The sequence below is a fragment of the Bradyrhizobium commune genome, from assembly GCF_015624505.1.
Lineage (GTDB): Bacteria > Pseudomonadota > Alphaproteobacteria > Rhizobiales > Xanthobacteraceae > Bradyrhizobium > Bradyrhizobium commune.
The window spans coordinates 7,303,453-7,325,632 of record NZ_CP061379.1 but is presented as its reverse complement, the minus strand read 5'-3'; the positions used below and the strand labels follow the sequence as shown (position 1 = coordinate 7,325,632).

General features: G+C 62.7%; 24 protein-coding genes and 1 tRNA gene. 16 read left to right on the top strand and 9 right to left on the bottom strand.

All coding sequences use genetic code 11. From position 1 onward, the window contains the following. Window position 1: 1 nt before the first annotated feature. Together IC761_RS34380 and IC761_RS34375 are read left to right on the top strand one after the other, a co-directional pair. Window positions 2-226 (top strand): hypothetical protein, encoded by a 225-nt coding sequence (locus IC761_RS34380; RefSeq protein ID WP_195801037.1) that lies wholly within the window; start codon window positions 2-4, stop codon window positions 224-226. A gap of 60 nt (window positions 227-286) precedes the next feature. Beyond that, window positions 287-1,276 (top strand): DUF3644 domain-containing protein, encoded by a 990-nt coding sequence (locus tag IC761_RS34375; protein ID WP_195801036.1) that lies wholly within the window; start codon window positions 287-289, stop codon window positions 1,274-1,276. Here IC761_RS34375 and IC761_RS34370 read toward each other — a convergent pair. The 4 genes from IC761_RS34370 to IC761_RS34355 all read right to left on the bottom strand — a co-directional run bounded on the left by IC761_RS34370 (window position 1,267) and on the right by IC761_RS34355 (window position 5,530). After that, window positions 1,267-2,253: a methyltransferase domain-containing protein gene (locus IC761_RS34370; protein ID WP_195801035.1), complete on the bottom strand. Its 987-nt coding sequence runs from the start codon at window positions 2,251-2,253 to the stop codon at window positions 1,267-1,269. The genes IC761_RS34375 and IC761_RS34370 overlap by 10 nt on opposite strands. Before the next feature lie 235 nt (window positions 2,254-2,488). Further along, window positions 2,489-2,968: a hypothetical protein gene (locus tag IC761_RS34365; RefSeq protein WP_195801034.1), complete on the bottom strand. Its 480-nt coding sequence runs from the start codon at window positions 2,966-2,968 to the stop codon at window positions 2,489-2,491. Beyond that, on the bottom strand, window positions 2,961-4,910 hold the full coding sequence (locus IC761_RS34360) for a Z1 domain-containing protein (RefSeq protein ID WP_246791410.1): 1,950 nt from the start codon (window positions 4,908-4,910) through the stop codon (window positions 2,961-2,963). Before IC761_RS34360 ends, IC761_RS34365 begins: the two co-directional genes overlap by 8 nt. Before the next feature lie 59 nt (window positions 4,911-4,969). Next, window positions 4,970-5,530, bottom strand: coding sequence for a hypothetical protein (locus IC761_RS34355; protein WP_195801033.1), 561 nt, complete (start codon window positions 5,528-5,530; stop codon window positions 4,970-4,972). Window positions 5,531-5,740: 210 nt separating this feature from the next. Between IC761_RS34355 and IC761_RS34350 the strand changes: the two genes are divergently transcribed. Beyond that, window positions 5,741-5,814 (top strand) — tRNA-Gly (locus IC761_RS34350). Between the two features lie 15 nt (window positions 5,815-5,829). On the opposite strand, the gene IC761_RS34345 is transcribed toward IC761_RS34350, so the two are convergent. Continuing rightward, a complete protein-coding gene (locus IC761_RS34345) occupies window positions 5,830-6,822 on the bottom strand; it encodes an alpha/beta fold hydrolase (protein WP_195801032.1) in 993 nt (330 codons plus the stop codon). A 171-nt stretch (window positions 6,823-6,993) separates the two neighbouring features. Here IC761_RS34345 and IC761_RS34340 point away from each other — a divergent pair, with 171 nt between their 5' ends. The 11 genes from IC761_RS34340 to IC761_RS34290 all read left to right on the top strand — a co-directional run bounded on the left by IC761_RS34340 (window position 6,994) and on the right by IC761_RS34290 (window position 17,390). Further along, window positions 6,994-7,575 (top strand): helix-turn-helix domain-containing protein, encoded by a 582-nt coding sequence (locus IC761_RS34340; protein WP_195801031.1) that lies wholly within the window; start codon window positions 6,994-6,996, stop codon window positions 7,573-7,575. Further along, the gene (locus IC761_RS34335) at window positions 7,575-8,087 is read left to right on the top strand and encodes a GNAT family N-acetyltransferase (RefSeq protein WP_195801030.1); all 513 of its coding nucleotides are present in this window, start codon (window positions 7,575-7,577) and stop codon (window positions 8,085-8,087) included. Before IC761_RS34340 ends, IC761_RS34335 begins: the two co-directional genes overlap by 1 nt. A 2-nt stretch (window positions 8,088-8,089) precedes the next feature. Continuing rightward, window positions 8,090-8,554 (top strand): GNAT family N-acetyltransferase, encoded by a 465-nt coding sequence (locus IC761_RS34330; protein WP_195801029.1) that lies wholly within the window; start codon window positions 8,090-8,092, stop codon window positions 8,552-8,554. 102 nt (window positions 8,555-8,656) lie between these two features. Next, window positions 8,657-9,736: a LacI family DNA-binding transcriptional regulator gene (locus IC761_RS34325; protein WP_195801028.1), complete on the top strand. Its 1,080-nt coding sequence runs from the start codon at window positions 8,657-8,659 to the stop codon at window positions 9,734-9,736. Between the two features lie 73 nt (window positions 9,737-9,809). Next, window positions 9,810-11,264 carry a xylulokinase gene (xylB, locus tag IC761_RS34320; RefSeq protein ID WP_195801027.1) on the top strand — a complete coding sequence of 485 codons (1,455 nt, stop codon included), beginning with the start codon at window positions 9,810-9,812 and terminating at the stop codon, window positions 11,262-11,264. Further along, complete coding sequence (gene xylA / locus IC761_RS34315; protein WP_195801026.1) at window positions 11,265-12,587, top strand: xylose isomerase; 1,323 nt, start codon at window positions 11,265-11,267, stop codon at window positions 12,585-12,587. A 12-nt stretch (window positions 12,588-12,599) separates the two neighbouring features. Then, window positions 12,600-13,358, top strand: coding sequence for an ATP-binding cassette domain-containing protein (locus IC761_RS34310; RefSeq protein WP_195801025.1), 759 nt, complete (start codon window positions 12,600-12,602; stop codon window positions 13,356-13,358). Further along, window positions 13,358-14,440, top strand: a complete 1,083-nt coding sequence (locus IC761_RS34305; RefSeq protein ID WP_195801024.1) for an ABC transporter permease — start codon at window positions 13,358-13,360, stop codon at window positions 14,438-14,440. The genes IC761_RS34310 and IC761_RS34305 overlap by 1 nt, the downstream gene beginning before the upstream one ends. A 96-nt stretch (window positions 14,441-14,536) precedes the next feature. Continuing rightward, window positions 14,537-15,469 (top strand): sugar-binding protein, encoded by a 933-nt coding sequence (locus IC761_RS34300; RefSeq protein WP_195801023.1) that lies wholly within the window; start codon window positions 14,537-14,539, stop codon window positions 15,467-15,469. 91 nt (window positions 15,470-15,560) lie between these two features. Further along, the gene (locus tag IC761_RS34295) at window positions 15,561-16,538 is read left to right on the top strand and encodes an aldo/keto reductase (RefSeq protein ID WP_195801022.1); all 978 of its coding nucleotides are present in this window, start codon (window positions 15,561-15,563) and stop codon (window positions 16,536-16,538) included. Between the two features lie 3 nt (window positions 16,539-16,541). Beyond that, on the top strand, window positions 16,542-17,390 hold the full coding sequence (locus IC761_RS34290; protein ID WP_195801021.1) for an amidohydrolase family protein: 849 nt from the start codon (window positions 16,542-16,544) through the stop codon (window positions 17,388-17,390). A 165-nt stretch (window positions 17,391-17,555) separates the two neighbouring features. Here IC761_RS34290 and IC761_RS34285 read toward each other — a convergent pair whose 3' ends face one another. From IC761_RS34285 to IC761_RS34270, 4 genes are all read right to left on the bottom strand, one after another. Then, a complete protein-coding gene (locus IC761_RS34285) occupies window positions 17,556-17,921 on the bottom strand; it encodes a nuclear transport factor 2 family protein (RefSeq protein ID WP_195801020.1) in 366 nt (121 codons plus the stop codon). Window positions 17,922-18,030: 109 nt separating this feature from the next. Further along, on the bottom strand, window positions 18,031-18,381 hold the full coding sequence (locus IC761_RS34280) for a RidA family protein (RefSeq protein ID WP_092289080.1): 351 nt from the start codon (window positions 18,379-18,381) through the stop codon (window positions 18,031-18,033). Window positions 18,382-18,479: 98 nt separating this feature from the next. Beyond that, window positions 18,480-19,397 carry a CE1 family esterase gene (locus tag IC761_RS34275; RefSeq protein WP_195801019.1) on the bottom strand — a complete coding sequence of 306 codons (918 nt, stop codon included), beginning with the start codon at window positions 19,395-19,397 and terminating at the stop codon, window positions 18,480-18,482. Window positions 19,398-19,401: 4 nt separating this feature from the next. Next, on the bottom strand, window positions 19,402-21,072 hold the full coding sequence (locus IC761_RS34270; RefSeq protein WP_195801018.1) for an FAD-binding dehydrogenase: 1,671 nt from the start codon (window positions 21,070-21,072) through the stop codon (window positions 19,402-19,404). 252 nt (window positions 21,073-21,324) lie between these two features. Here IC761_RS34270 and IC761_RS34265 point away from each other — a divergent pair, with 252 nt between their 5' ends. Next, window positions 21,325-21,798: a Clp protease/crotonase-like domain-containing protein gene (locus tag IC761_RS34265; protein WP_195801017.1), complete on the top strand. Its 474-nt coding sequence runs from the start codon at window positions 21,325-21,327 to the stop codon at window positions 21,796-21,798. 167 nt (window positions 21,799-21,965) lie between these two features. Then, entirely contained in the window at window positions 21,966-22,160 is a 195-nt protein-coding gene (locus IC761_RS34260) for a hypothetical protein (protein ID WP_195801016.1), read from the top strand. Window positions 22,161-22,180: the final 20 nt, after the last annotated feature.

Sequence of the window (22,180 nt, the reverse complement as noted above, 5' to 3'; positions counted from 1 at the left end):
CATGGCAGACGAGCCCCGGATCGACATCGGACGATATTTCGAGAAGCACGGCCGCAAGCCATCCGGCCGCGGCTACTGGGTTTTCCGCATCGTGTCTCCGCTGGCGACGGCCAGAGATCACGAGCTGCGTATGCCGGAGGAGATGGCTTTTAAAGAGGCGTGTGAACGGGCCTTAGAGGTTGCGGCGCTGCGCAAATCGACGCGGATCGTTTTACTCCCAGAGTGATGGCTTCGCTCGCCTGAATCGATACCATGGGCCAGTGCAACCTAACCGATTCGCCTCACCATGCGCCGCCCTCGCTATGGATACCTCGTCGATAAGGCCACTCAAGCCGCGGTGGCCGCGATCGAGGTCTACAACAAACCCGGCTTTGCTTATCGCGAAGAGACGTTCGCGATCCTGATGCTCAATGCATGGGAGCTTCTGCTAAAGGCTCGTGTCTTAAAGGCCAATCGTAATAAGCTCCGCTCCATTGAAGTCTGGGAGCCGAAGGCAACGAAGTCGGGCAAGAGCAAACGGCTCGCTCCGAAGAAGAACCGCGCCGGCAACACTATGACTATCGGTGTACTCCCGGCAGCCAACATCGTTCGCGGCTACACTCAGGACTCGATCGACGATTACGCGATCGAAAATATATCGCTGCTCATGGAGGTCAGGGACAACGCGATACACTTCCACAACGTCGGCCGCGACTTGCATAAGCGCGTGCAGGAGGTCGGCGCAGCCGCTCTGCGAAACTTCGCCTTCGCTGCGAAGAAATGGTTCAATTGTGAGTTGTCGCAGTACCAATTCGCGCTGATGCCTGTCGCGTTCGAAACTCCGGCTGGCGTCATCCAAACCGTGTTCGGTGATGACACGAAGGGGGCGGCCGGCAAAGTCGCAAAGCTGTTGGCGGACCAGGAGCGAAAATTTCCCTTCGAAGCGGCCAAACCCTTCAATGTAGGTGTCGAGGTCGAGCTTAAGTTCGTCCGTAATGCGAATGCGCAAGCCATCCCTGTAATGGTTTCGCCAAATGACCCGAATGCCATTCGGATTATGCTCACCGAGGAGGATATACTGAAGCGATATCCTTGGGACTATCGCACTCTCTGCAAAGCGCTAAAGGAGACACCGAAGTTTAAGGAGAACGCGGAGTTTCATAGATTGCGTAAGCCGCTGGAGGACGACCCGCGGTTCTGTCGCGTGCGGCTACTCGATCCGCGGAACAACAAAAGCTCAAAGCAAAGATTTTACAGTCCCACGATCCTCGCGGAGCTTGTGAAACACTACACCTGAGTTGTGAGAGGTTTCCTCAGCTGTACAATGATCTCGGATCGCATTCGTCCGTCCAAGCTCATCTCACCTCCTGATGGCGGAGGCATGTACCTGCGATTGGCCGGAAGAGGTCGTTTGAAGGAGCTTTCGGCGCGCAAACCGACCTGAGCTGCCAATAGTTCCACGATCTTGGCGTTGCGGATGTAAACGCCGCGAACCGTGTTTTCGCCAATGACGTAGACCGCTCGTCCACCCGGCGCGAGCACACGCGCGACCTCAGCGAGCGACTTTCTCATGTCTATCATGTAGGTCGCGACGAGGCCACGCTGGCGCTCGGGCAATCGGCGCAATCGCAGTCGATTGAAGTGAGCACGTATCTCAGGATCCTGCTCAATAGACGAGCCGACTTCGCTGCCAACACTCGCCGCTCTCAGGTCCCGCACGTCGGTAACTGACATTCCCATCCAAACTAGGGAGAACTTAGAGCACCGCATATAGTCAATGGCATTGAGGTATGGCGGTGACGTGAGTACTAGGTCGATAGAGCCGCTGCGGATCCTTGTTCTCCGCGCATCACCGAGCTTGACCGTCGCACGAGGTCCTGCATTGCGACTGTACTTGGACGGCGCATTCGAAAGCACTAGATCAACAACGGACAAAAAGCGGTCGAATGGCAGAACGGGGGCCCGTTTGAAATGCCGATGCGGCCTGCTGTGAACGAGATCGAGTGCGCGAGATGCACCGCTCTTCGCGATGATGAGCCGCGAAAATGCGCACCACAGAGCGTCGCGCGTCGTCGCATTTCTGACGCGCCCGATCATCTGGGCAAGTGCAAATAGCTGTCTACGCGCCCGGCAATCGAACCAATAGCGGATGAACTTTTTCGTATCCTCCTCCGCGTTCGCCGGAAAGGCAGCGCGAGCCGGCGTTTGCAACGCGATTCGCTCGGCGAGGTCGAGGATGCGGATTGCCTTGGACTTCACCGCCTTCTTGTGCACCGGAGTAGTCCAAACCCGGCTGATCAGTGTTGCAAGAGGGTCTATGTCGATCCCCACGGCATGGTGACGCCGCGATTGGGCTAAGGCAACCACAGTTCCAGATCCCATCATTGGGTCAAGAATTCTTAGTGGCCGGCGTCCTGCGGGCTGAATAATTGAGCAAACAATCTCAGGTGCCATTCTTGCGGGAAATGGATGGACGGGATGCCGTCCGAGCACGTCGAATAGGGTTTGGCTAGCGGGACGCGGCATATTTTTCTTTCGCGCGTGTCTGCATGGCTTCGATCATCAAGCCGACGCCGCGTGCGACCTTTCGATCCAACTCTCCCTTGTTGCCGGCAACGGCATACTGTGATCGAGGAGGCCTAGTGATGCTGACCCAAGCGTTGTCGCTCTGCTGAAAGTCGACAATATCGTGCAACTCGGCAAACGAGAGCGTCACAATGCCATCATCGCCGCAGACGAACATCATAAAAGAATCCGGATACTTCACTTCCAAGTCTAACAAATCGGCGGCCTGCTCGATCGTGAATGTGAACCGCCATGGCGACATGCGCTTGGTGGAGTGCTTCACATAAATCCCAAAGCGTCCGTTCATCACGAACGCCGTCGTCCTGCCTTCCCGCAAAAACGGTCGGAAGGACGGGGAGTAGTTGGCGTTTACAATGAGCTGGCGAAGGACAGCGCCTTGGTAGAATTCATACTCATCAAGCATTTTTTACGTTCTTCATGAAAGTGATGTTGCCGCTAAATTTGTAGATCAGTCGAGCTTTTCCACGATTGTTGAAGAAAATCTTGAAATGGTGGATCGCGTTGGGATGTTCACGCGTAACCTGTCCGAAGACGCCTTTGCGACGCTCGATTTTTTCCTTGTCCGCATCCTTCATGTTTTCGATTGTGCTCGACGCGTGCAGGCCAATCGATGCGGCTCCATTCGGGAGGAATCGTCGGACATATTCGATCAGGTAGCTCGGCAGAGAGTCGGAGCCAATCTTATCCTGCAACCGCTGGAGCCCTTCGAGCGGGTCATTTGCTTGCATAATCAGCTCGATGTCAGGGGAATAGTCAAAAATGGGAAATGACATCTCGCCGCGATCAAGCATCACGTTGGCTTTGTCGATGCTGCTAGATGCAACAGCGGCGATGCGCTGGTCTGCGAGCCAAACCGGCGATCCCTTCTTTGTCTTAATTGCTTCCAGCGCGAGCTTGTGGAAAACGAAACAGCGATGCCAATCGAGATATAACTGCTTCGGAATGGTCAGCTCGAAATGGGGAAGATGTTTCTTTCGTGAGCCGAACATCCGTGCGCGTTGAATGTAGGTGTCTTGTTGAATCTTGTGCTTGGAATCGCGAGTGAAAAACATCGAAAGCAAGCTATCAAACGTCACTCCGCGAGAGACGATGTTGCCGCCAATCACGAACGTAAACATGGCGGCAGGCGACGTTGCTGACTTGAAGTCGACGTTTTTGTCGCGTTCGCTGTTCATTATTATAGTCGTGGTCTGATCGCTGTTGCGAACGATGTATCCGAGGATACGCTCTGCCTGTTGATCGCCGTAGAGGGACGAGGCTATCCGGCCAATTTGGTGCGCGTAATCCTCAAATTTCTTCGAATGGACGTCCGATAGCGCATTCATGACGTCGTCAACGGGCTTCTTATCGGACTTATGATCGAGCTTTTTTCCCGAGGTGTGGATAAGCATCGAATAGTTTTCGTCCGCACTGGAACCCAAATTAAGCGCGGCAACTCTTACGAGGAAGCGGAAGATCGCTTCGCGTAAGTATTTTGGACTGTCGTCCGTGTCGGGAAGCAGGCGCAGCGAATAGTCTACGTTCCCGTCCAGCGGGAAGAAAGCATCTTGCCCGGTGTAGGCGCCATGCGGCGGAAAATTGACCCACTTTTCGTTGTCGTTATCGAACGTGTTGTTTAGGTCGAGGCGGGCCGGCGTTGCTGTCACGCCAATGTAGATGCCGTCGTCGGAAATGAGCTTTTGTATAAGAGCGTTGATGCGGGTGACGTCGCCTTTATTGATCAACGCATTCGGAGTCGCAAAATCGGCCTCATCATCGATGATTACCTTTTTCGCGATCCTTTCCATCTTCTGATTGAGTTTAGCTAGGTCGCTTGCGTTCTTTTTGCAGAAGATCACATGGAACCCGGTCTTCAGCGAGTAGTCCGGATCGATTACATCGGAGAAGTTTTTCGCGGAGGGTGAAAGGTTCGATCGCTGGAAGCGTTCTAGGTTTTGTTGAAGAAGCTGAACGCTGTCATTGAGCAGATGAATTATGACGTGGTGCCCGTCGTCGAGGAGTTTTGCGGTCAAACAGATCATCATCTCTGTTTTTCCGCTTTGCGGTTCACCGTACACGACAAACGAGCGTGTGCCTGACGCTAGGGTATCCGTCGCGCTCGAAACGGCAGCTTCAATGCTGGTGGTCTGCTTCCCCGCTCGTTTCAAGCGATCGAGTTGGCTTTCGTAACGGTCGCGTTCGGACGCGATCCGCCGTAGGTGCTCGATATCGACGCCCAAGGTCCTGCCCCGCTTCCCCATTTTGCCACAATCTAGACTGGCGGTCGGGAAAAATACAGCAATATTGGTTGCCGCCGATGTGGGAAGGAAGCTCTGCCGGCGTCCAAGTAGTTTCGTACTGGACATGCCTCGGGAGCCCTTCTATCGACGTTGCCGGTCTGTGAGAGAAGTCGCGATGCGCGCGCTCAATCCGGAATTTTGACCCATCTGAGCCTTGTGTCGTCCGAAATGTTTTTCATTGGCACCCGAACACCGGGTGTGATGGTGCCGTTGCAGTTCAATCGGAACACGGGATCATTAGAAAAATACGCTGTCGAAATTACAAAGCGGAAGCCCGCTCTAACGTCGCGATCCTCCTCGCTCACAAGCACGATGGTCCTTTTGTCGGCCTTTTGAGTCCCGTCCTCCTCAAGTGCATAATCAGACGTGTGTCTCACGCCATCCGGCTCTAGTTCGCCGACACAAGTGGTTTTCTCGCTGCCCGTTCGCGAGTAGATAAATCGAATATACGTAACGTATCGGACTGCTTCGTAGAAGTAAGGCTCGGAAGCCGTCACCTCCTTGATCGTGATCTTCGTGGGTTTCGAAGAGAAGGTGTGTTTCCAAAAGCCCGCTATGTCGTCCAGTTGATGGGTGAGTGCCGCGATCGCTGCGACGAATGCGGTGGCTGCTGCTGTTGTTCCTAAAGCGGTACGCCAGACTCGCCGGAGCCGAAGCCATCTGGCAAGACTTTTGAAATCGATCACTCTTCCCACCCAGTTCCACGTCCCGTGCAATAGGCACCAAGGCGGAGATGACAATAATCGAGCAGTGGTCGTGCAAAAAGCCTTCGATTCATTGCGTAGGCTTGATCCGGCTGGCCGGGCAGGTATGGTGGTTGGCAGATCGACGGCCACACGATGGCCACATGATCAAGAATCGCGAATCGAACTAAGTTGTTGAAATAGCTGCGATTTGCGGGCGTAGTTCAATGGTAGAACGGCAGCTTCCCAAGCTGCATACGAGGGTTCGATTCCCTTCGCCCGCTCCAACCCGCCGGCCGTCCCTAGCCAGGCAGGCTCCGCAAAAACTCCACGATCGCCTCATTCACCTCGGCCGGCCGCTCCTGCTGCGTCCAGTGTCCGCAGCCTGGCAGCATCTTGATCTCGCGCAGCTGCGGCACAAACTGCTTCATGTTGGCGAGGTGCTCGGCGGCGCCGGGGAAGGCGATGACCAGGTCGTGGTCGCCGGCGATGAAGAGCGCGGGCACGACAACCTTGACGCCCTCGAAGGCCCCCATCAGCTCCCAGCTGCGGTCGATGTTGCGGTAGTAGTTGAGCGGCCCGCGGAAACCGCTGCGGGCAAATTCGGCGCCGTAATAGTCGAGGTCGGCCGCGCTCAGCCAGGATGGCAGCGGCACTGGGACCTTCGGCAACATGCCGTCCTTGCGTGAGACCATGCCGACGCCGGCGGTCCTGCCGGCGCTCTCGGCATTGGCGCGGATCGCCATTGCCCCTTCGCCGGAAGCGCCAAACAGCATGGCGCCGAGCGTTGCGCGCGGATCGCGCTCGAACTCCGCCTCGGCTACGCCCGGCTCCTGGAAATACAGCTGGTAGAATTGCGCATCCGCCGTCTGCGGCATGACGCTGGTCGGCGGCACCGGACTGCGCGGGCGATAGGGGACGCTGAGGATGGCGGCGGCGCGGAAACGGTCGGGCCGCAGTCGTGCCGTGTGCCAGGCGATCGTCGCGCCCCAGTCATGGCCGACGATGACGGCGTCCTTCACCTCGAAGGCGTCGAGCACGCCGACGAGATCGCCGACCATGTGCAGGATCGTGTACTGGTCGATCGCCTCGGGCCGGTCGCTCTTGCCATAGCCGCGCATGTCGGGCGCAACCGCGTGGTAGCCGGCCGCCGCCAGCGCCTCGAGCTGGTGGCGCCAGGAGTACCAGCCTTCCGGAAAGCCATGGCAGAGCAGCACCATCGGCCCCTTGCCCTGCTCCGCGACGTTGAGGGTAATTCCGTTGGCTTTGATCGTCCGTTGCGTCGGCCCGCTCATGTCATCGCCTCCCGGTCATCGTTGTTGCGCGCATTCTAATCGACGCTACGGGCTCGGCAAAATTTCTAATATATTAGCCCCTCGATCCCGGCACTCACGCCTCGTCCGCCCTAAGCTCTTCCCGTCCGGCGGATGCGGTCCATGTGCCGGGCGATGTTCGGATCAGAGACCATGGACCAGCAGAAACTCGACAGGGCGATCGGACGCCGATTGAAGACGCTGAGGACGCAGGCCGGCATGACCTTGAACGAACTCGCTAGCCGCTCCGGCGTCAGCCGGGCCATGATCGGGCGGGTGGAGCGGGCGCAGAGCAGCGGGACTGCCGCGCTGCTCAACAAGCTCTGCGCGGCGCTCGACGTCACGCTGAGCGACGTGGTCGCGCTGTCGGAGAAGCCGCCGGAGCGGCTGACGCGGCTCGCCGACCAGCCGCAATGGCGCGATCCCGACAGCGGCTATCGGCGGCGTCATGCCTCACCCGCCGACGCGGCCAGCGGCATCGAGATCATCGTCGTCGATCTGCCGGCCGGCGCGCGCGTGTCCTACAGCCCCTGGGGCCGCAACGCCTTCACCCAGCAGCTATTGATGCTGGAGGGCGCGGTCTGCGTCCATATCGATGCCAAGGCGGTGCGGCTGCGTGAAGGCGACTGCCTCGACTTCGATGTGATGCGCTCGGTGACCTTTGAGAACGAAACCAAGCAGGACGCGCATTACGTCATCATCACGCGGCGCGGAACGTCATACGGGAAAATGTGATGTCGCTGATCGTACGGGATGCCACGCTGGAGGATGCGGAAGACATCCTCGCCATCTACAATCACGCCGCGATCAACACCACGGCGGTGTGGACCGACGGGCCGGCGGATCTCACCTCGCGGCGCGACTGGCTCTCGGCACGTCAGCAGGCGGGCTATCCCGTGCTCGTCGCGATGAAGGGCAGGGATGTCGTCGGCTTCGCCTCGTTCGGCGATTTCCGTTCCTTTCCCGGCTATCGCCACACCGTGGAGAATTCGGTCTATGTCGATGAGCGCTATCGCAGGGCAGGGATCGGCCGCAGTCTCGTTGCCGCGCTGATCGAGCGTGCCACCGCGCTCAACAAGCATGTCATGGTCGCGGGCATCGAGGCCTCCAACACCGGCTCGATCGGGCTCCACGCTTCGCTTGGTTTCACCGAAGTCGCGCGCATGCCGGAGGTCGGCTGCAAGTTTGGCCGCTGGCTCGATCTCGTCCTCATGCAGAAGCAGATCGCAAGTGGTGTGAGACCCTGACGATGCAGATCCGGATCGGCGATACCTTCGATCCGCGCGTGGTCGCGCTGCTCGATCATCACGTCGCGGCGGCGCGGGCGCAGACCGCGCCAGGCAGCGCGCATGCGCTCGATCTCGCAGGCCTTCGCGCCAGCGACGTCGCGTTCTGGACCGGCTGGGACGGCGAGACACTGGTCGCGACCGGTGCGCTGAAGACGCTCTCGGTCGATCATGGCGAGGTCAAGTCGATGCACACGCTCCAGACCACGCGCCGGCGCGGCTTTGGTGGCGAGATGCTCCGCCACATCATTGCCGAGGCGCGTGCGCGCGGCATGACGCGGCTCAGCCTCGAGACCGGCTCATGGGACTATTTCAAGCCGGCGCATGCGCTCTACGAGGCGCATGGCTTCGTGCCGTGCAGTCCGTTCGAGGGCTATGTCGAGGATCGCAACAGCCTGTTCCTGACACTGGATCTGAGCCGTGGTTGAGCCCGTCGGCCGGGCGGCCGCAGTTCAACCGGGACTCGAAAATGCCGCCATGCCCCTCAAAATGAGTTGCGTACCTCAAAACACCTCTGCTAGCCTTCAGGCATGGCCCAAGAGACCGTTCAAGAGACCGTTCAAGAGACGCTTTCCGACGCGCTCACCACGGCGCTGACGCTGAAGGACATCGCCCGCGAGGCGGGTGTCAGCCTCGCGACGGTCGATCGCGTCCTGCACAACCGTCCGGGCGTGCGGCCGGACACGGTCCGGCGCGTTCAGGAGACGATCGCGCGTAACGCCTTCCAGCCGCATGTGGCCGCCGCAGAGCTCGCCCGCGGCCGCGCCCGCCGCTTCGCCTTCGTGATGCCGTCCGGCCCCAATCCGTTCATGCAGCAGATCGAGGCCTATCTTGGCGAGATGTCGGCCTGGCTCTCGGCCCGCCGGCTCCATGTCGAGACGGTCGCAACCGACGTGTTCGATCCATCGGTGCTCGCAGCCTCGTTGGAGGCGCTGTCGGGCGATTACGACGGCGTTGCGGTCGTCGCGCTGGATCATCCCGGCGTTCGTGCCGCGATCAACGATCTCGTCGATGCCGGCACCAGGGTAGTGACGCTGGTCTCGGACGTGCCGTCGTCGCGGCGCCACCATTATGTCGGCATCGACAACATCGCAGCCGGCCGTACCGCCGGAGCGCTGGTCGGGCGGCTGGTCGGACAAAAATCCGGCAAGGTCGCGATCGTCGCGGGATCGCAGGGCCTGCGCGATCACGCCGAGCGCATTTTCGGTTTCAATCAGGTGATGGCCTCGGAATTTCCTGGTCTCAGCGTGCTGCCGGTGCTGGAAGGGCGCGACGAGGACGCGCGCTCGCAGCAGCTGCTGGCGCGGTTGTTTGGCAGGCATGCTGACATTGTCGGCCTTTATAACGTCGGCGCCGGCACACAGGGCGTGGCCAACGCGTTGAGCGAAGCCGGCCGCGACAAGCAAATGGTGTTCGTCGGGCACGACGTCACCGTGCTGACGCGCCGGCTGTTGTTGCAGGGTGTGATGGATGCCGCGATCTCGCAGAATCCGGGACATGAGGCGCGCGCCGCCGTGCGCGTGCTGCTCGCGCTCGCCCGTGGCGAGCCGATCCTGCACGAACAGGAGAAGATCAGGATCGACATCGTGATGCGGGACAATCTGCCTTAGCGACGGCGTGGATGAGGACGGCCCGCGGGACAGGCGACGGAGATCGCCGGCCGGGCCAGCAAGGGAGGACGGCGTGTATCTCGGACTGGACATCGGCACCTCCGGTGTGAAGGCGGTGCTCGTGAGCGAAGCCGGCGCGATCGTTGCGACGGCGGCGCGCGAGCTCGCGCTGTCGCATCCCGCGCCGCTGTGGTCAGAGCAGGATCCCGATTCCTGGGTCGATGCGGCGACCGGTGCGGTCGACGATCTCGCAAGCGGCCATCCACGCGAGGTGGCGCAGGTGCGCGGCATCGGGCTGTCCGGCCAGATGCATGGCGCGACGTTGCTTGGCGAAGACGGACGGCCGCTGCGGCCGGCGATCCTCTGGAACGATGGCCGCTCGCACGCCGAATGTGTCGAGCTGGAGCGGCGCTGCCCCTCGCTGCACGCCATTGCCGGCAATCTGGCGATGCCCGGCTTCACCGCGCCAAAGCTGCTTTGGGTGGCGCGGCATGAGCCCGGCATCTTCGAGCGTGTCGCAAAAGTGCTGCTGCCGAAAGCCTATGTGCGCTATCGCCTCACCGGCGAGATGGTCGAGGACATGTCGGACGCCGCCGGGACGTTGTGGCTCGATGTTGGTCGGCGCCGCTGGTCGGCGGAGCTGCTCAATGCCACCGGGCTCGATCCCCGCCACATGCCGCGCCTCGTCGAAGGCAGCGAAGTCAGCGCGACGCTTGCACGGGTATACGCGCAGCGCTGGGGCATGGCGAAGGATGTCGTCGTTGCCGGCGGTGCCGGCGACAATGCGGCGAGTGCGATCGGGCTCGGCGCCATCGCACCCGGTGACGCCTTCCTGTCCCTCGGCACCTCCGGCGTGGTGTTTCGCGTCACCGATCGCTTCGCGCCGGCGCCGGCTTCGGCCGTGCATGCCTTCTGCCACGCGCTGCCGGGCCTCTGGCACCAGATGGGCGTGATGCTCTCGGCTGCGGCCTCGCTCGCCTGGCTCGCGGGCGTGATGGAGATGCCGGCCGCCGCCTTGCTGGTGCCGCTCGGCGAGCGCGCCGATGGGCCGAGCCCGATCAAGTTCTTGCCCTATCTCGACGGCGAGCGCACGCCGCATAACGATGCTGCCGCGAGCGGCGCCTTCGTGGGCTTGCGTGGCGCGACCGGGCGCAACCAGATCGTCCAGGCCGTGCTCGAAGGCGTCGCCTTCGCCGCCCGTGACAATCTGGCTGCGCTGAGTGCCGCGAGCGGCCCGATCACTGAAGTCGATCTGGTCGGCGGCGGTTCGCGCTCGTCGCTTTGGGCGCAGATTTGCGCCGACGTGCTCGGCATTCCCGTTCACCGCGTCGAGGAAGGCGAGGTAGGTGCGGCGCTCGGCGCTGCGCGGCTCGGCCGGCTCGCCGCTACCGGCGAAGATCCGGCGCAAGTCTGCACCCGTCCCCGACGGCTCGCGAGTTTCGTGCCCCGTGCATCGGTCACCTCCGCCTACGACGACGCCTATCGCCGCTGGCGCGAGCTTTATCCTGCGTTGAAGGAGATCGCTTAAGTGAATGCGTCAGCCAAATTCTTTGATACAAGCGCGCCCGTTGCCTTTGCCGGCAAGGATGCTGGAAACACCCCCGCCTTCCGCTGGTATGACAAGGACCGTGTTGTGCATGGCCGGCGGCTCGAAGATCATCTGCGCTTTGCAGTCTGCTACTGGCATTCGTTCTGCTGGCCGGGTGGCGATCCCTTCGGTGGCGAAACGTTTTTGCGGCCCTGGCACCGCGGCAGCGATCCGATGGCGATGGCGCGCGCCAAGGCCGATGTCGCCTTCGAGCTGTTCCGCCTGCTCGACGTGCCGTTCTTCACCTTCCACGACGTCGATGCCGCGCCGGAAGGCAGTTCGCTCGCGGAGTCCGTCGCCAATCTCAACGCGATCGCGGATCTCTTCGAGGCGAAGATGGAATCGGCAAAGGTTCGCCTGCTCTGGGGCACGGCAAATCTGTTCACGCATCGTCGCTACATGGCGGGCGCTGCGACCAATCCGGACCCCGACATCTTCACCTATGCCGCCGGCCAGGTCCGCGCCGCGCTGGAAGTGACGCACCGGCTCGGCGGCCAGAACTACGTGCTGTGGGGCGGCCGCGAGGGCTACGAGACGCTGCTCAACACCGATCTCAAGCGCGAGCTCGACCAGCTCGGCCGCTTCGTCTCGCTGGTGGTCGAGCACAAGCACAGAATCGGCTTCAAGGGCCCGATCCTGATCGAGCCGAAGCCGAAGGAACCGACCAAGCATCAATATGATTTCGACGTCGCCACCTGCTACGGCTTCCTCGCGCGCTATGATCTCTTGAAGGACGTCAAGCTCAACATCGAGCAGAACCACGCCATCCTCGCCGGCCACTCCTTCCACCACGAGGTTGCGCTGGCCGAGGCACTCGGCGTGTTTGGCTCGCTCGACATCAACCGCGGCGACGATCTGCTCGGCTGGGACACCGATCAGTTCGCGATGAACGTGGGCGAGCTGGCGCTGGTCTTCCACGAGATCCTGAACCGCGGCGGCTTCACCTCGGGCGGGCTCAATTTCGATGCCAAGATCCGCCGCCAGTCGATCGATCCCGACGATCTGATCCACGCTCATGTCGGCTCGATGGATGCCTGCGCGCGTGCGTTCCTCGCCGCTGCCGACATGCTCGATGCCGGCGCGCTCACCGCGCCGCTCGCCGATCGCTACGGCGGATGGGCCGGCGCCGAGGGCCGCGCCATTCTCGGTGGCCAGCGGTCGCTTGCCGATCTCGCCGATCGCGCGCTTGGCCCCGGCTTCGACCCGCAGCCGCGCTCGGGGCGGCAGGAATATCTGGAATCACTCGTCAACCGCTACGTCTGAGCGAGGTCGCCGATGGCAAGTGCTGACGCAACACCCGTGCTCGAACTCTCCGGCATCGGCAAGGAGTTCGGTGCGATCCGCGCGCTGCATGGCGTCGACATGCATGTCAATCCCGGCGAGGTGGTCGGCCTGATGGGTGATAACGGCGCGGGCAAGTCGACGCTGGTGAAGATCATCGCCGGCAATTTCCGCCCTACCCATGGCGAGATCCGCTTTGCCGGCAATGCAGTTCATTTCAGCCGCCCCGTCGATGCCCGCGGGGTCGGCATTGAGGTCGTCTACCAGGACCTCGCGCTCGCCGACAATCTGACCGCGGCCGCCAACGTGTTTCTCGGTCGCGAGCTCAAGCGCAAGTTCGGACCCATCGCGCTTCTCGACCACAAGGCGATGGCATCGCGCGCGCTCGAACTGTTCGGCGAGCTGCGCTCGGAGACGCGGCCCGACGATCTCGTCAAGCAGATGTCGGGCGGCCAACGTCAGGCGGTCGCGATCGCGCGGACACGGCTCTCCAATGCAAGGCTGGTGATGATGGACGAGCCGACGGCCGCGATCTCGGTCCGCCAGGTCGAGCAGGTGCTGAGCCTGATTCACCGGTTGAAGGAGCAGGGCGTCGCGGTGATGCTGATCTCGCACCGCATGCCCGATGTGTTCGCGGTCTGCGATCGCGTCGTCGTCATGCGCCGCGGCGAGAAGCGGGCCGACAAGGCGATCCATGCGACCAGTCCAGAGGAAGTCACCGCCCTCATCACCGGTGCGAAGGAGGCGGCGTGATGGCCATGCCCATGGAAAGTTCGATCAGCTTTACCAATGTCGGCAAGACCAAGTGGTGGCAACGCGGCATCTTTGCCTCCCAGACCGGCTATGTCCTGCTCGCGCTCGCCGTGCTGCTGGTGATCATGCATTTCGCCAGCCCGTATTTCTTCACCGAAGGCAACATGCAGAACGTGGCGAAGAATTTTTCCTTCATCGCCATTGCGACGCTCGGCGTCACCTTCGTCATCATCACCGGCGGCATCGACCTCTCGGTCGGTTCGATGATGTGCTTCTCGGCCATGATCACCTCGATGGTCATGACCGAGCTGTCGACGCCCGGCGGGTTCGGTGCTGCGCTGTTCGTCCACACGGCGGCCGACGGCAAGACCGTGCTGGCCAATGTTCCCGGCCTGATCCTGCTGGTATCGGTTGTTGCGGGTCTCGGCGTCGCGCTGATCGGGGGACTCATCAACGGCTTCTGCATCGCCGTGCTCGGCCTGTCGCCCTTCGTGACGACGCTCGGCATGCTCTCGATCGTGCGCGGGCTCGGCTATGTCGTCTCCAACGGCCGTGGCAGTTTCCCCGGTGGACCGGATGCCGATTATTTCTATGCGCTGACGTCGGGTGACGTGCTCGGTGTGCCCGTGCCCTTCATCTATCTGGTGATCCTCGCGCTGGCGATGGCCGTGATCCTGCACCACACCTCGTTCGGCCGCCACGTCTTCGCGCTCGGCGGCAACGAGAAGGCGGCCGAGCTGACCGGCATTCCAGTCGTGCGCGTCAAGATCGAGGTCTATGTGATTTGCGCGCTTGCGGCAGGCCTTCAGGGCATCATCATCTCCGGCTGGCTTGGCTCGGCGCCGGCCAACATGGCGACCTCCTACGAGCTCAACGTGATCGCGGCCGCCGTGATCGGCGGTGCCAATCTCGCCGGCGGCATCGGTGGTCCCCTCGGGGCGATCGTCGGCTGCGTCCTGCTCGAGGTGATCCGCAACGGCCTCGTGCTGGCGCAGGTCTCGTCCTATTGGCAGCAGACCCTGGTGGGCGTGATCATCATCCTGGCCGTGCTGGTCGACCGTATCCGCTCGCGGATGAGTTGATGTGACGTCGTTTCGGGAAGGTAAACGAAAACGCCGCCTGTCCGCTTCCCGGGCGCATCTCGAGAGGACAGGCGCCAGAGAAGGGTGGAGGAGACGATGAGGAAAATGCTTCTTGCCGGCATCGCGGTGGCGATGATGGCAACGCCGGCATTCGCGGCGAACTACCGCTTCGTGATCGTGCCCAAGGCGATGAACAATCCGTTCTTCGACTTTGCGCGCGACGGCTGCCAGAAGCGCGCCAAGGAGCTCGGCAATATCGAGTGCATCTACAAGGGTCCGGTCGAGCACGAGCCGGCGACACAGGCGCAGATCATCCAGGACTTCGTCACCCAGAAGGTCGACGGGCTCGCGATCTCGGTTGCCGACGTCGCGGCCATGACCAAGTCGATCGAGGCCGCGACCGCGGCCGGCATCCCCGTCATCACGTTTGACGCCGACGCGCCGGGCTCCAAGCGCATCGCCTATATCGGCACCAACAACAAGGAGTTCGGCGTCGCGCTCGGCAAGCAATTGCTCAAGCTGCGGCCCGACGGTGGAAAATACGCCATGGTCTCCGGCGGCCCCGGCGCGAAGAATCTCGCCGAGCGCGTCGATGGCGTGCGCGAGGCGCTGAAGGGCTCGAAATGGACCGAGGTCGCGGGCTCTCCGACCTTCTGCAACGACGATCCCGCGCTCGCGGTCCAGCAGATGACCGACGTGCGCACCGCGACGCCCGATCTTGCCGCGATCGTTCCCGTCGGCGGCTGGCCGATGTTCGCGCCCGAAGGCTTCAAGGCCTTTGCCTCCAGGTCCAAGAAGGACATCGACAGCGGCAAGTTCACGCTCGTCGTCGCCGATACGCTGAAGATGCAGCTCGAGCTGCTGCGCGACGGCTATGCCAACGCGCTGGTCGGCCAGCGTCCGTTCGAGATGGGCGAGAAGGCGATGGACACGCTGCTCGCCATCAAGAAGGGCGAGAAGGTGCCGGAGATCGTCTATACCGGCCTCGATCTCGTCACGAAGGACAACGTCGCGCAGATGTTGAAGTAGGAGCGCCGCCAGCCCCGCGCTCCTGCGTGCCTCTCCCGCTTGCGGCTTCCGCAAGCGGGAGAGATGAATTGGACTGTTGGAAGGATTTCGAATGAAGCGGTCGCGGCTCGGTTCCCTCGACGTCACCTCGATCGGTCTCGGCTCCGCCCCGCTCGGCGGGTTGTTTGCACCGGTCAGCGATGCCGATGCGCAAGCGACGATGGAATCCGCCTGGTCGGCCGGCATCCGCTTCTTCGACACCGCGCCGCTCTATGGCTTTGGTCTCGCCGAACGTCGGCTCGGCGCGTTCTTGCGGCAAGTGCCGCGCGATTCCTATGCCATCTCGACCAAGGTTGGCCGCCTGTTGCGCGCGCCTGCTGGCGCGGCTGCCGAGGACGACCACTACAAAGGCGCGTTGCGCGAGCGGCCGGTATTCGACTTCAGCCATGACGGCGTGATGCGCTCGGTCGAGGAGAGCCTGACGCGCCTTGGGCTCGACCGTGTCGATGTCCTGCTCGTGCATGATCCGGACGATCACTACGACGACGCGGTTGCCGGCGCCTTTCGGGCGCTCCAGCGTCTGCGCGCCGAGGGTACGGTCAAGGCGATCGGCGCCGGCATGAACCAGTCGGAAATGCCAGCGCGTTTCGCGGAAACCGTGCCGGTCGATTGCTTCCTGCTCGCCGGCCGCTACACGCTGCTGGACCAGGGTGCGCTGGATGCGCTGTTTCCGATTTGTGCGGCGAAGAATATCGGCATCCTGCTCGGCGGCATCTACAACAGCGGCATCTTGGCCAATCCGCACACCAGCGCCAAGTTCAACTATCAGGACGCCGATGCGGCGCTGGTTGCACGCGCGCTCGAGCTCGACGCGCTCTGCCGCAAGCATGACACGGAGCTCAAGGCGGCCGCGCTTCAGTTCGCCATGGCTCATCCCGCAGTGACGGTCGCGGTGCTCGGCGCGCGCAACGCCACGGAGGTTGCCGACAACATCGCGATGTCGGAGTGGGCGGTGCCGCAAGCCTTCTGGCAGGAGTTGCGCGCGCGAAACCTCGTCGATGCGCGGGCGCCGCTGCCGGGCGGAGCGTGAAGCATGATCATCGACGCTCACCAGCACTTTTGGGATCCCGCGCGCGCCGACTATCCCTGGATGGGCGCGCCTGAGCTGGCGCCGATCCGCCGCGCCTTCGGTCCGGCCGATCTCGCGCCGCTCTTGAAAGCGAACGGCATCGACGCCAGCATCGTGGTGCAATGCCGCTCCGCGCTGGAGGAGACGCAAGAGTTTTTGCGCATCGCGCACGCGACGCCTTCGGTCGTTGGTGTGGTCGGTTGGGCCGACCTGACCGATGCATCGCTCGGCGACACGCTCGATCGCCTGCGCGCTTTGCCTGATGGCAACAAGTTGGTCGGCATCCGCCACCAGGTCCACGACGAGCCCGATCCGGACTGGCTGCTGCGCGCGGACGTTCAGCGCGGTCTCGCCGCCGTGGTCGCGCGCGATCTCGCTTACGACTTGCTGGTCCGTACCCGCGAGCTGCCCGCGGCGATCGCAATAGCGCAGGCCTTTCCGCAGGCACGCTTCGTGCTCGACCACGCCGCCAAGCCGGCGATCGCCGACGGCGGTGCCGCCGAATGGTCCGATCGCATCGCAGCCCTCGCGGCGTGCGGCAATGTCTGGTGCAAGATCTCAGGCCTCGCGACCGAAGCGAACTGGAAGGACTGGGACGCGGAGCGGCTGTTTCCGTTCGTCGAGCACGTCGCGACATGTTTTGGCGAAGATCGTTTGATCTTCGGCTCGGATTGGCCGGTATGTCTGCTGGCGGGGAGCTATGCTGAGATCAAGGGCGCGCTGGAGGCGTGCCTGGCGAAACTCGGCCCGCAGGTGCGCGAGAAGGCGTTTGGGGTGAATGCGAAGGGGGCGTATCGGTTGGCAATTGCTTAGCCCGCATGTGCCCAAACAAAGGTGTCGTCCCGGCGAAGGCCGGGACCCATAGCCACAGGGAGGAGTTTGGCGAAGATTGGGAGTTCGGTACGCCTATCCTCCACAAACCGAGAGATCACGCGGTATGGGTCCCGGGCTTCGCCGGGACGACAACTGAGGTAAGCCTCACGCTCCCGCAGGCACCTGATCCAGGAACCCGGTGACGCTCTTGATGCGGCCGTCTTTCAACACCGCAAAGTCCGTCCCCTTGATCGGGCTGTCGACACCGTCGGGGCCAAGCCCCCACGAGAAGCGCACATGGTCGCCATAGCCGTTGGGCTCGCCGATCAGCCTGAACTTGAAATCGGGAAAGCGCTGCTGCACGCCGGCGATCAGCGCGTCGATGCCGTCTCGGCCGTCACCCTTCATCAGGGGATCGACATAGCTTGCATCCGCGGTCCAGGTCTCGCTGAGCAGCTCGCGCCGGCGACCGGCTGCGCGCTCGTTCCAGAGATCGATGTAGCGGCGGGCGGTGGTGACGGGATCGGTCATGGTCTTCTCCTTCGATGGCGCCGTTGGTTCGGCTGAGCGTGACTATCGAAGGATTGCGCGCGCCGATCGATTACCTCTGGGGTTATCGGCGCGCACAAATTTGCGAAAATTATTTCGCCGCCGTCACCATGATCTCGACGGTGTATTGCGGCGCCGCCAGCTTGGCCTCGACGGTGGCGCGGGCCGGGGTGTTGCCGGGCGAGACCCAGCCGTCCCACACCGCGTTCATTTCCTGGAACGTCTTCATGTCGGTGATGTAGATCGTGGCCGAGAGCAGTTTTGACTTGTCGGTGCCGGCCTTGGCGAGATGGCCGTCGATGGTCTTCAGGATGTCCTGGGTCTGCTTGGTCACGCTTTCGCCGGCGGCGTTGCTGGCGACGACACCGGCGAGATAGACGGTGTTGCCGTGCACGACGACCTGGCTCATGCGCGGGCCGGTTTCAAAACGTTGAATGCTCATTAGGGGATCTCCTTAGGGAATGGCGGCCCTGTCTAGCCCAGCGCCCTGCGCTGTGCCACCCCGGCGGCGCATGCGTCGCCGCCAATTCATGCGTCGGCTCACGGAAACCGGCTGAAGAAAGCCCAGATCGTCTCGGCGCCGTCGATGTCGCCGTTCTGCGGCCCCAGCAGCGCCGCCGCGATCTTTGGGAAACGAGCATCCGGAAACATGCCGGGCATGCGATGGCCGCCATTGTTGACGCGATAGAGCGCGACATCATGCCCCGCGGGGCAGCGCGACGAGATCAGCGTGACGGTGGACTGGTCGTCGGGGTTCCTGTCGGGGAGCTCGGTGACGCCGGCATCGGCGGTCGCGCAGCCGTTGACGTTGCGCCAGAACGCGAGCGTCTTCGCCGTCGACCAGTAGCCGTTGGCCGCGAAATAGCTGGTGCCGCGGCCGCCCTCATAGGGGATCAGCGGATCGACGGTGCCGTTCATCATCAGCATCGGCAGCGGACGCGACGGATGGCAGGCGGCGGCCGATTCCTCGGTCAGGTTCATGATCACGCTCGCGCCGGCCGCGAACAGATCGGCGCGATTGCAGACCAGGGTCATGGCCATGGCGCCGCCATTGGAGATGCCGCTGACATAGACGCGCTTTGCGTCGGCCGTGCCGTCCTGGACGAGCTTGTCCACCAGCGCGGCGATGAAGGCGACATCGTCGGTGCCCTCGGGCGGTCCGCCGCCGGCGCGCCGCTCGTCCGGCCGGGCATCGGCCCAGGCCTGGTTGAGGCCGTCGGGAAACACCACGGCAAAATCGTCACGCTTGGCGATCAGCGGCCATGCGGTCCGCGTCACCATGTCAGCGCCGCGCTGCGTCTTGCCGTGCAGCACGACGACCAGCGGCGCGGGCTTCTTCGGCGATCGCATCACGATGAAGCTGCGGTCCGCGCCATTGACGTTGATCGTGTCGGCGCGGCCGGGCAGGGCAGCCAGCAGCATGGCCGTTAACATCGAGATGCCGACCCATCGCAGCATGGCGTTATCCCACCGCCTTCGCCGCGGCGCGGCCGGCATTGCGGCCGGAGAACAGGCAGCCGCCGAGGAAGGTGCCTTCCAGCGAGCGATAGCCGTGCACGCCGCCGCCGCCGAAGCCCGCGGCCTCGCCGACCGCGTACAGGCCCGGAATGATGCTGCCTTCCTCGCCGAACACCCGTGAATCGAGATCGGTCTCGAAACCGCCGAGCGTCTTGCGGGTGAGGATGTTGAGCTTGACCGCGATCAGCGGTCCCTGCGCGGGATCGAGGATCCGGTGTGGGGAGGCGGTGCGGATCAGTCTGTCGCCGAGATAGCGCCGTGCATTGTGGATGTTCATCACCTGCGCATCCTTGACGTAAGGATTGGCGATCTCGCGGTCGCGCGCCTCGATCTGCATCCTGATCTCATCGAGCTTGAGCAAATCGTTGCCGGCGAGCTTGTTCATTGCGGCAACGAGATCCTCGATCTTGTCGCGCACGATGAAGTCGACGCCATGGCGCTTGAACGCTTCCACCGGCGCCGGCGCGCCCTTGTTGGTGGCGCGGCGCAGCGTCATGCGCCAGCTCTTGCCGGTGAGATCGGGGTTCTGTTCCGATCCCGACAGCGCAAATTCCTTCTTGATGATGGCCTGCGTCAGGATGAACCAGGAATAATCATAACCGGTCGACATGATATAGTTGAGCTGGCCGAGCGTGTCGGAGCCGGGGAATAACGGCGCCGGCAGCCGCGTGCCGGTGGCATCGAACCACATCGAGGACGGGCCCGGCAGGATGCGGATGCCGTGACGCGGCCAGATCGGCGACCAGTTCTGGATGCCCTCGACATAATGCCACATGCGGTCGCGGTTGATCAGCCGCGCGCCCGCCTTCTCGGTGATGCCGATCATGCGGCCGTCGACATGCTCGGGCACGCCGGAGATCATGAATTTTGGCGGATCACCGAGCCGCTTCGGCCAATTCGCCCGCACCAGGTCGTGATTGCCGCCGATGCCGCCGGAGGCGACGATCACGGCCTGCGCCTTCAGCGCGAACTCGCCGACCACATTGCGCGAGGAGCTCTGGCCGCGCTCGACACTGGTCGCTTCGAGGATCGTGCCGCTGACGCCATCCACCGTGCCGTTGGTGATGGAGAGCGCGTCGACGCGATGGCGGAACTTGAAGATCAGCCGTCCGCTGTTCGCGGCTTCGCGCGCGCGGCGCTCGAACGGCTCGACGATGCCGGGGCCGGTGCCCCAGGTGACGTGAAAGCGTGGTACCGAATTGCCGTGGCCCATCGCATCATAGCCGCCGCGCTCGGCCCAGCCGACCACGGGGAAGATGCGATGACCCATCGCGCGCAGCCAGTCGCGCTTTTCGCCGGCGGCGAACGCGACATAGGCCTCGGCCCATTGGCGCGGCCAGAAATCGTCGTCGCGGTCGAAGCCGGCGGTGCCAAGCCAGTCCTGCATCGCGAGCTCGAAGGAGTCCTTGATGCCGAGCCGGCGCTGCTCCGGCGAGTTCACCAGAAACAATCCGCCGAACGACCAGAACGCCTGGCCGCCGAGCGACTGCTCGCCCTCCTGGTCGACCACGATCACGCGCTTGCCGGCGTCTGCGATCTCGGTCGCCGCGACCAGTCCAGATAGTCCTCCGCCGACGACAATGACGTCCGCCTGCTCAGCCCAATCTTCCGCCATTAAGTTCCCCCCTGTAGTTGCCCGGATTGAAGCCAGCGGTTGCAACTGAGATCAAGGGCTTGTCGCGTAAGACATCGTTAACTTGTTCCACTTTGGGATGGAGTCGGGCCCGAGTGCAGCGCGGACGCAACACTGGATTTGAATTTGTTTTGAGCGAGCCGGCGTGCCTAGACAAAACCTTGGTTACGACAGACGCTAGCCAGCGCATCACCACCTGACACGCAGATTCGAATTCGACTGGGGCGGGGGACAATGAAGTTTCTGACGGGGTTGCTTGCAGCGGTTCTGCTGCTGATCGCTGGAATGGGGACTTCTCACGCTGTGGTCCGGATCGCGGATGACCGCGGCGGCCGGATCGGAACCTACGTCGACAAGTACCAGGATTTGCGCCAGTCCGGCGACACCGTCATCATCGACGGCCTCTGCGCCTCGGCCTGCACCATCGTCCTCGGTGCCATCCCGCGCGACCGGATCTGCGTCACCTCGCATGCAACGCTCGGCTTCCATGCCGCCTGGGATTTCGGCACCAACGGCCGCGCCGTGACCAATCCCGAAGCGACCCAGATGCTCTATGCGATGTATCCTTCGCAGGTGAAGCGCTGGATCTCGCAGCGCGGCGGCCTCACCCCGCACATGCTGTTCCTGAAGGGCAGGCAGCTCCAGGCCATGTACAAGCCCTGCTACCTCGACGCGCAGGCCTCGGCGCTCAAGCCGGCGTCAAGGTAAGCTCTCACATTCACTCGATCGGCGTTCTTCGCCTCTCCCCGCTTGCGGGGAGAGGGAGAAGATGCAGCACCTCATCACCACGTGATCTCTGACCGCCCCCACCGCGCTTGCCCGGCCGCGCGCGAGAGCCTATTTCAAGGGCAGGAACCCTCGCCCCAATACTTCTCATGGCTCAACCGCTGCATCCCGCTCAACCGTTACAGGACAATTCGTCCACTGCCGGCCGGATGCCGTCCGTGCTGCTGTTGGCCGGCGCTGGCGTTGCAGGGCTCCTCGTGATCGGCGCGCTCGCGCTCTGGTTCCACTACGGCACCCAGGTGTTCTTCGAAATGATCAGGACCGGCCTTGCCGCCTGCTTCTGATCCACGACAGGAAGTTTTCC

What these genes read in the sequence shown, in the direction of transcription:
- IC761_RS34380 (WP_195801037.1), top strand. Translation starts at nt 2, where the DNA reads ATGGCAGACGAGCCCCGGATCGACATCGGACGATATTTCGAGAAGCAC.
- IC761_RS34375 (WP_195801036.1), top strand. Translation starts at nt 287, where the DNA reads ATGCGCCGCCCTCGCTATGGATACCTCGTCGATAAGGCCACTCAAGCC.
- IC761_RS34365 (WP_195801034.1), bottom strand. Translation starts at nt 2,968, where the DNA reads ATGCTTGATGAGTATGAATTCTACCAAGGCGCTGTCCTTCGCCAGCTC.
- IC761_RS34360 (WP_246791410.1), bottom strand. Translation starts at nt 4,910, where the DNA reads ATGTCCAGTACGAAACTACTTGGACGCCGGCAGAGCTTCCTTCCCACA.
- IC761_RS34345 (WP_195801032.1), bottom strand. Translation starts at nt 6,822, where the DNA reads ATGAGCGGGCCGACGCAACGGACGATCAAAGCCAACGGAATTACCCTC.
- IC761_RS34340 (WP_195801031.1), top strand. Translation starts at nt 6,994, where the DNA reads ATGGACCAGCAGAAACTCGACAGGGCGATCGGACGCCGATTGAAGACG.
- IC761_RS34335 (WP_195801030.1), top strand. Translation starts at nt 7,575, where the DNA reads ATGTCGCTGATCGTACGGGATGCCACGCTGGAGGATGCGGAAGACATC.
- IC761_RS34330 (WP_195801029.1), top strand. Translation starts at nt 8,090, where the DNA reads ATGCAGATCCGGATCGGCGATACCTTCGATCCGCGCGTGGTCGCGCTG.
- IC761_RS34325 (WP_195801028.1), top strand. Translation starts at nt 8,657, where the DNA reads ATGGCCCAAGAGACCGTTCAAGAGACCGTTCAAGAGACGCTTTCCGAC.
- IC761_RS34310 (WP_195801025.1), top strand. Translation starts at nt 12,600, where the DNA reads ATGGCAAGTGCTGACGCAACACCCGTGCTCGAACTCTCCGGCATCGGC.
- IC761_RS34305 (WP_195801024.1), top strand. Translation starts at nt 13,358, where the DNA reads ATGGCCATGCCCATGGAAAGTTCGATCAGCTTTACCAATGTCGGCAAG.
- IC761_RS34300 (WP_195801023.1), top strand. Translation starts at nt 14,537, where the DNA reads ATGAGGAAAATGCTTCTTGCCGGCATCGCGGTGGCGATGATGGCAACG.
- IC761_RS34295 (WP_195801022.1), top strand. Translation starts at nt 15,561, where the DNA reads ATGAAGCGGTCGCGGCTCGGTTCCCTCGACGTCACCTCGATCGGTCTC.
- IC761_RS34290 (WP_195801021.1), top strand. Translation starts at nt 16,542, where the DNA reads ATGATCATCGACGCTCACCAGCACTTTTGGGATCCCGCGCGCGCCGAC.
- IC761_RS34285 (WP_195801020.1), bottom strand. Translation starts at nt 17,921, where the DNA reads ATGACCGATCCCGTCACCACCGCCCGCCGCTACATCGATCTCTGGAAC.
- IC761_RS34280 (WP_092289080.1), bottom strand. Translation starts at nt 18,381, where the DNA reads ATGAGCATTCAACGTTTTGAAACCGGCCCGCGCATGAGCCAGGTCGTC.
- IC761_RS34275 (WP_195801019.1), bottom strand. Translation starts at nt 19,397, where the DNA reads ATGCTGCGATGGGTCGGCATCTCGATGTTAACGGCCATGCTGCTGGCT.
- IC761_RS34270 (WP_195801018.1), bottom strand. Translation starts at nt 21,072, where the DNA reads ATGGCGGAAGATTGGGCTGAGCAGGCGGACGTCATTGTCGTCGGCGGA.
- IC761_RS34265 (WP_195801017.1), top strand. Translation starts at nt 21,325, where the DNA reads ATGAAGTTTCTGACGGGGTTGCTTGCAGCGGTTCTGCTGCTGATCGCT.
- IC761_RS34260 (WP_195801016.1), top strand. Translation starts at nt 21,966, where the DNA reads ATGGCTCAACCGCTGCATCCCGCTCAACCGTTACAGGACAATTCGTCC.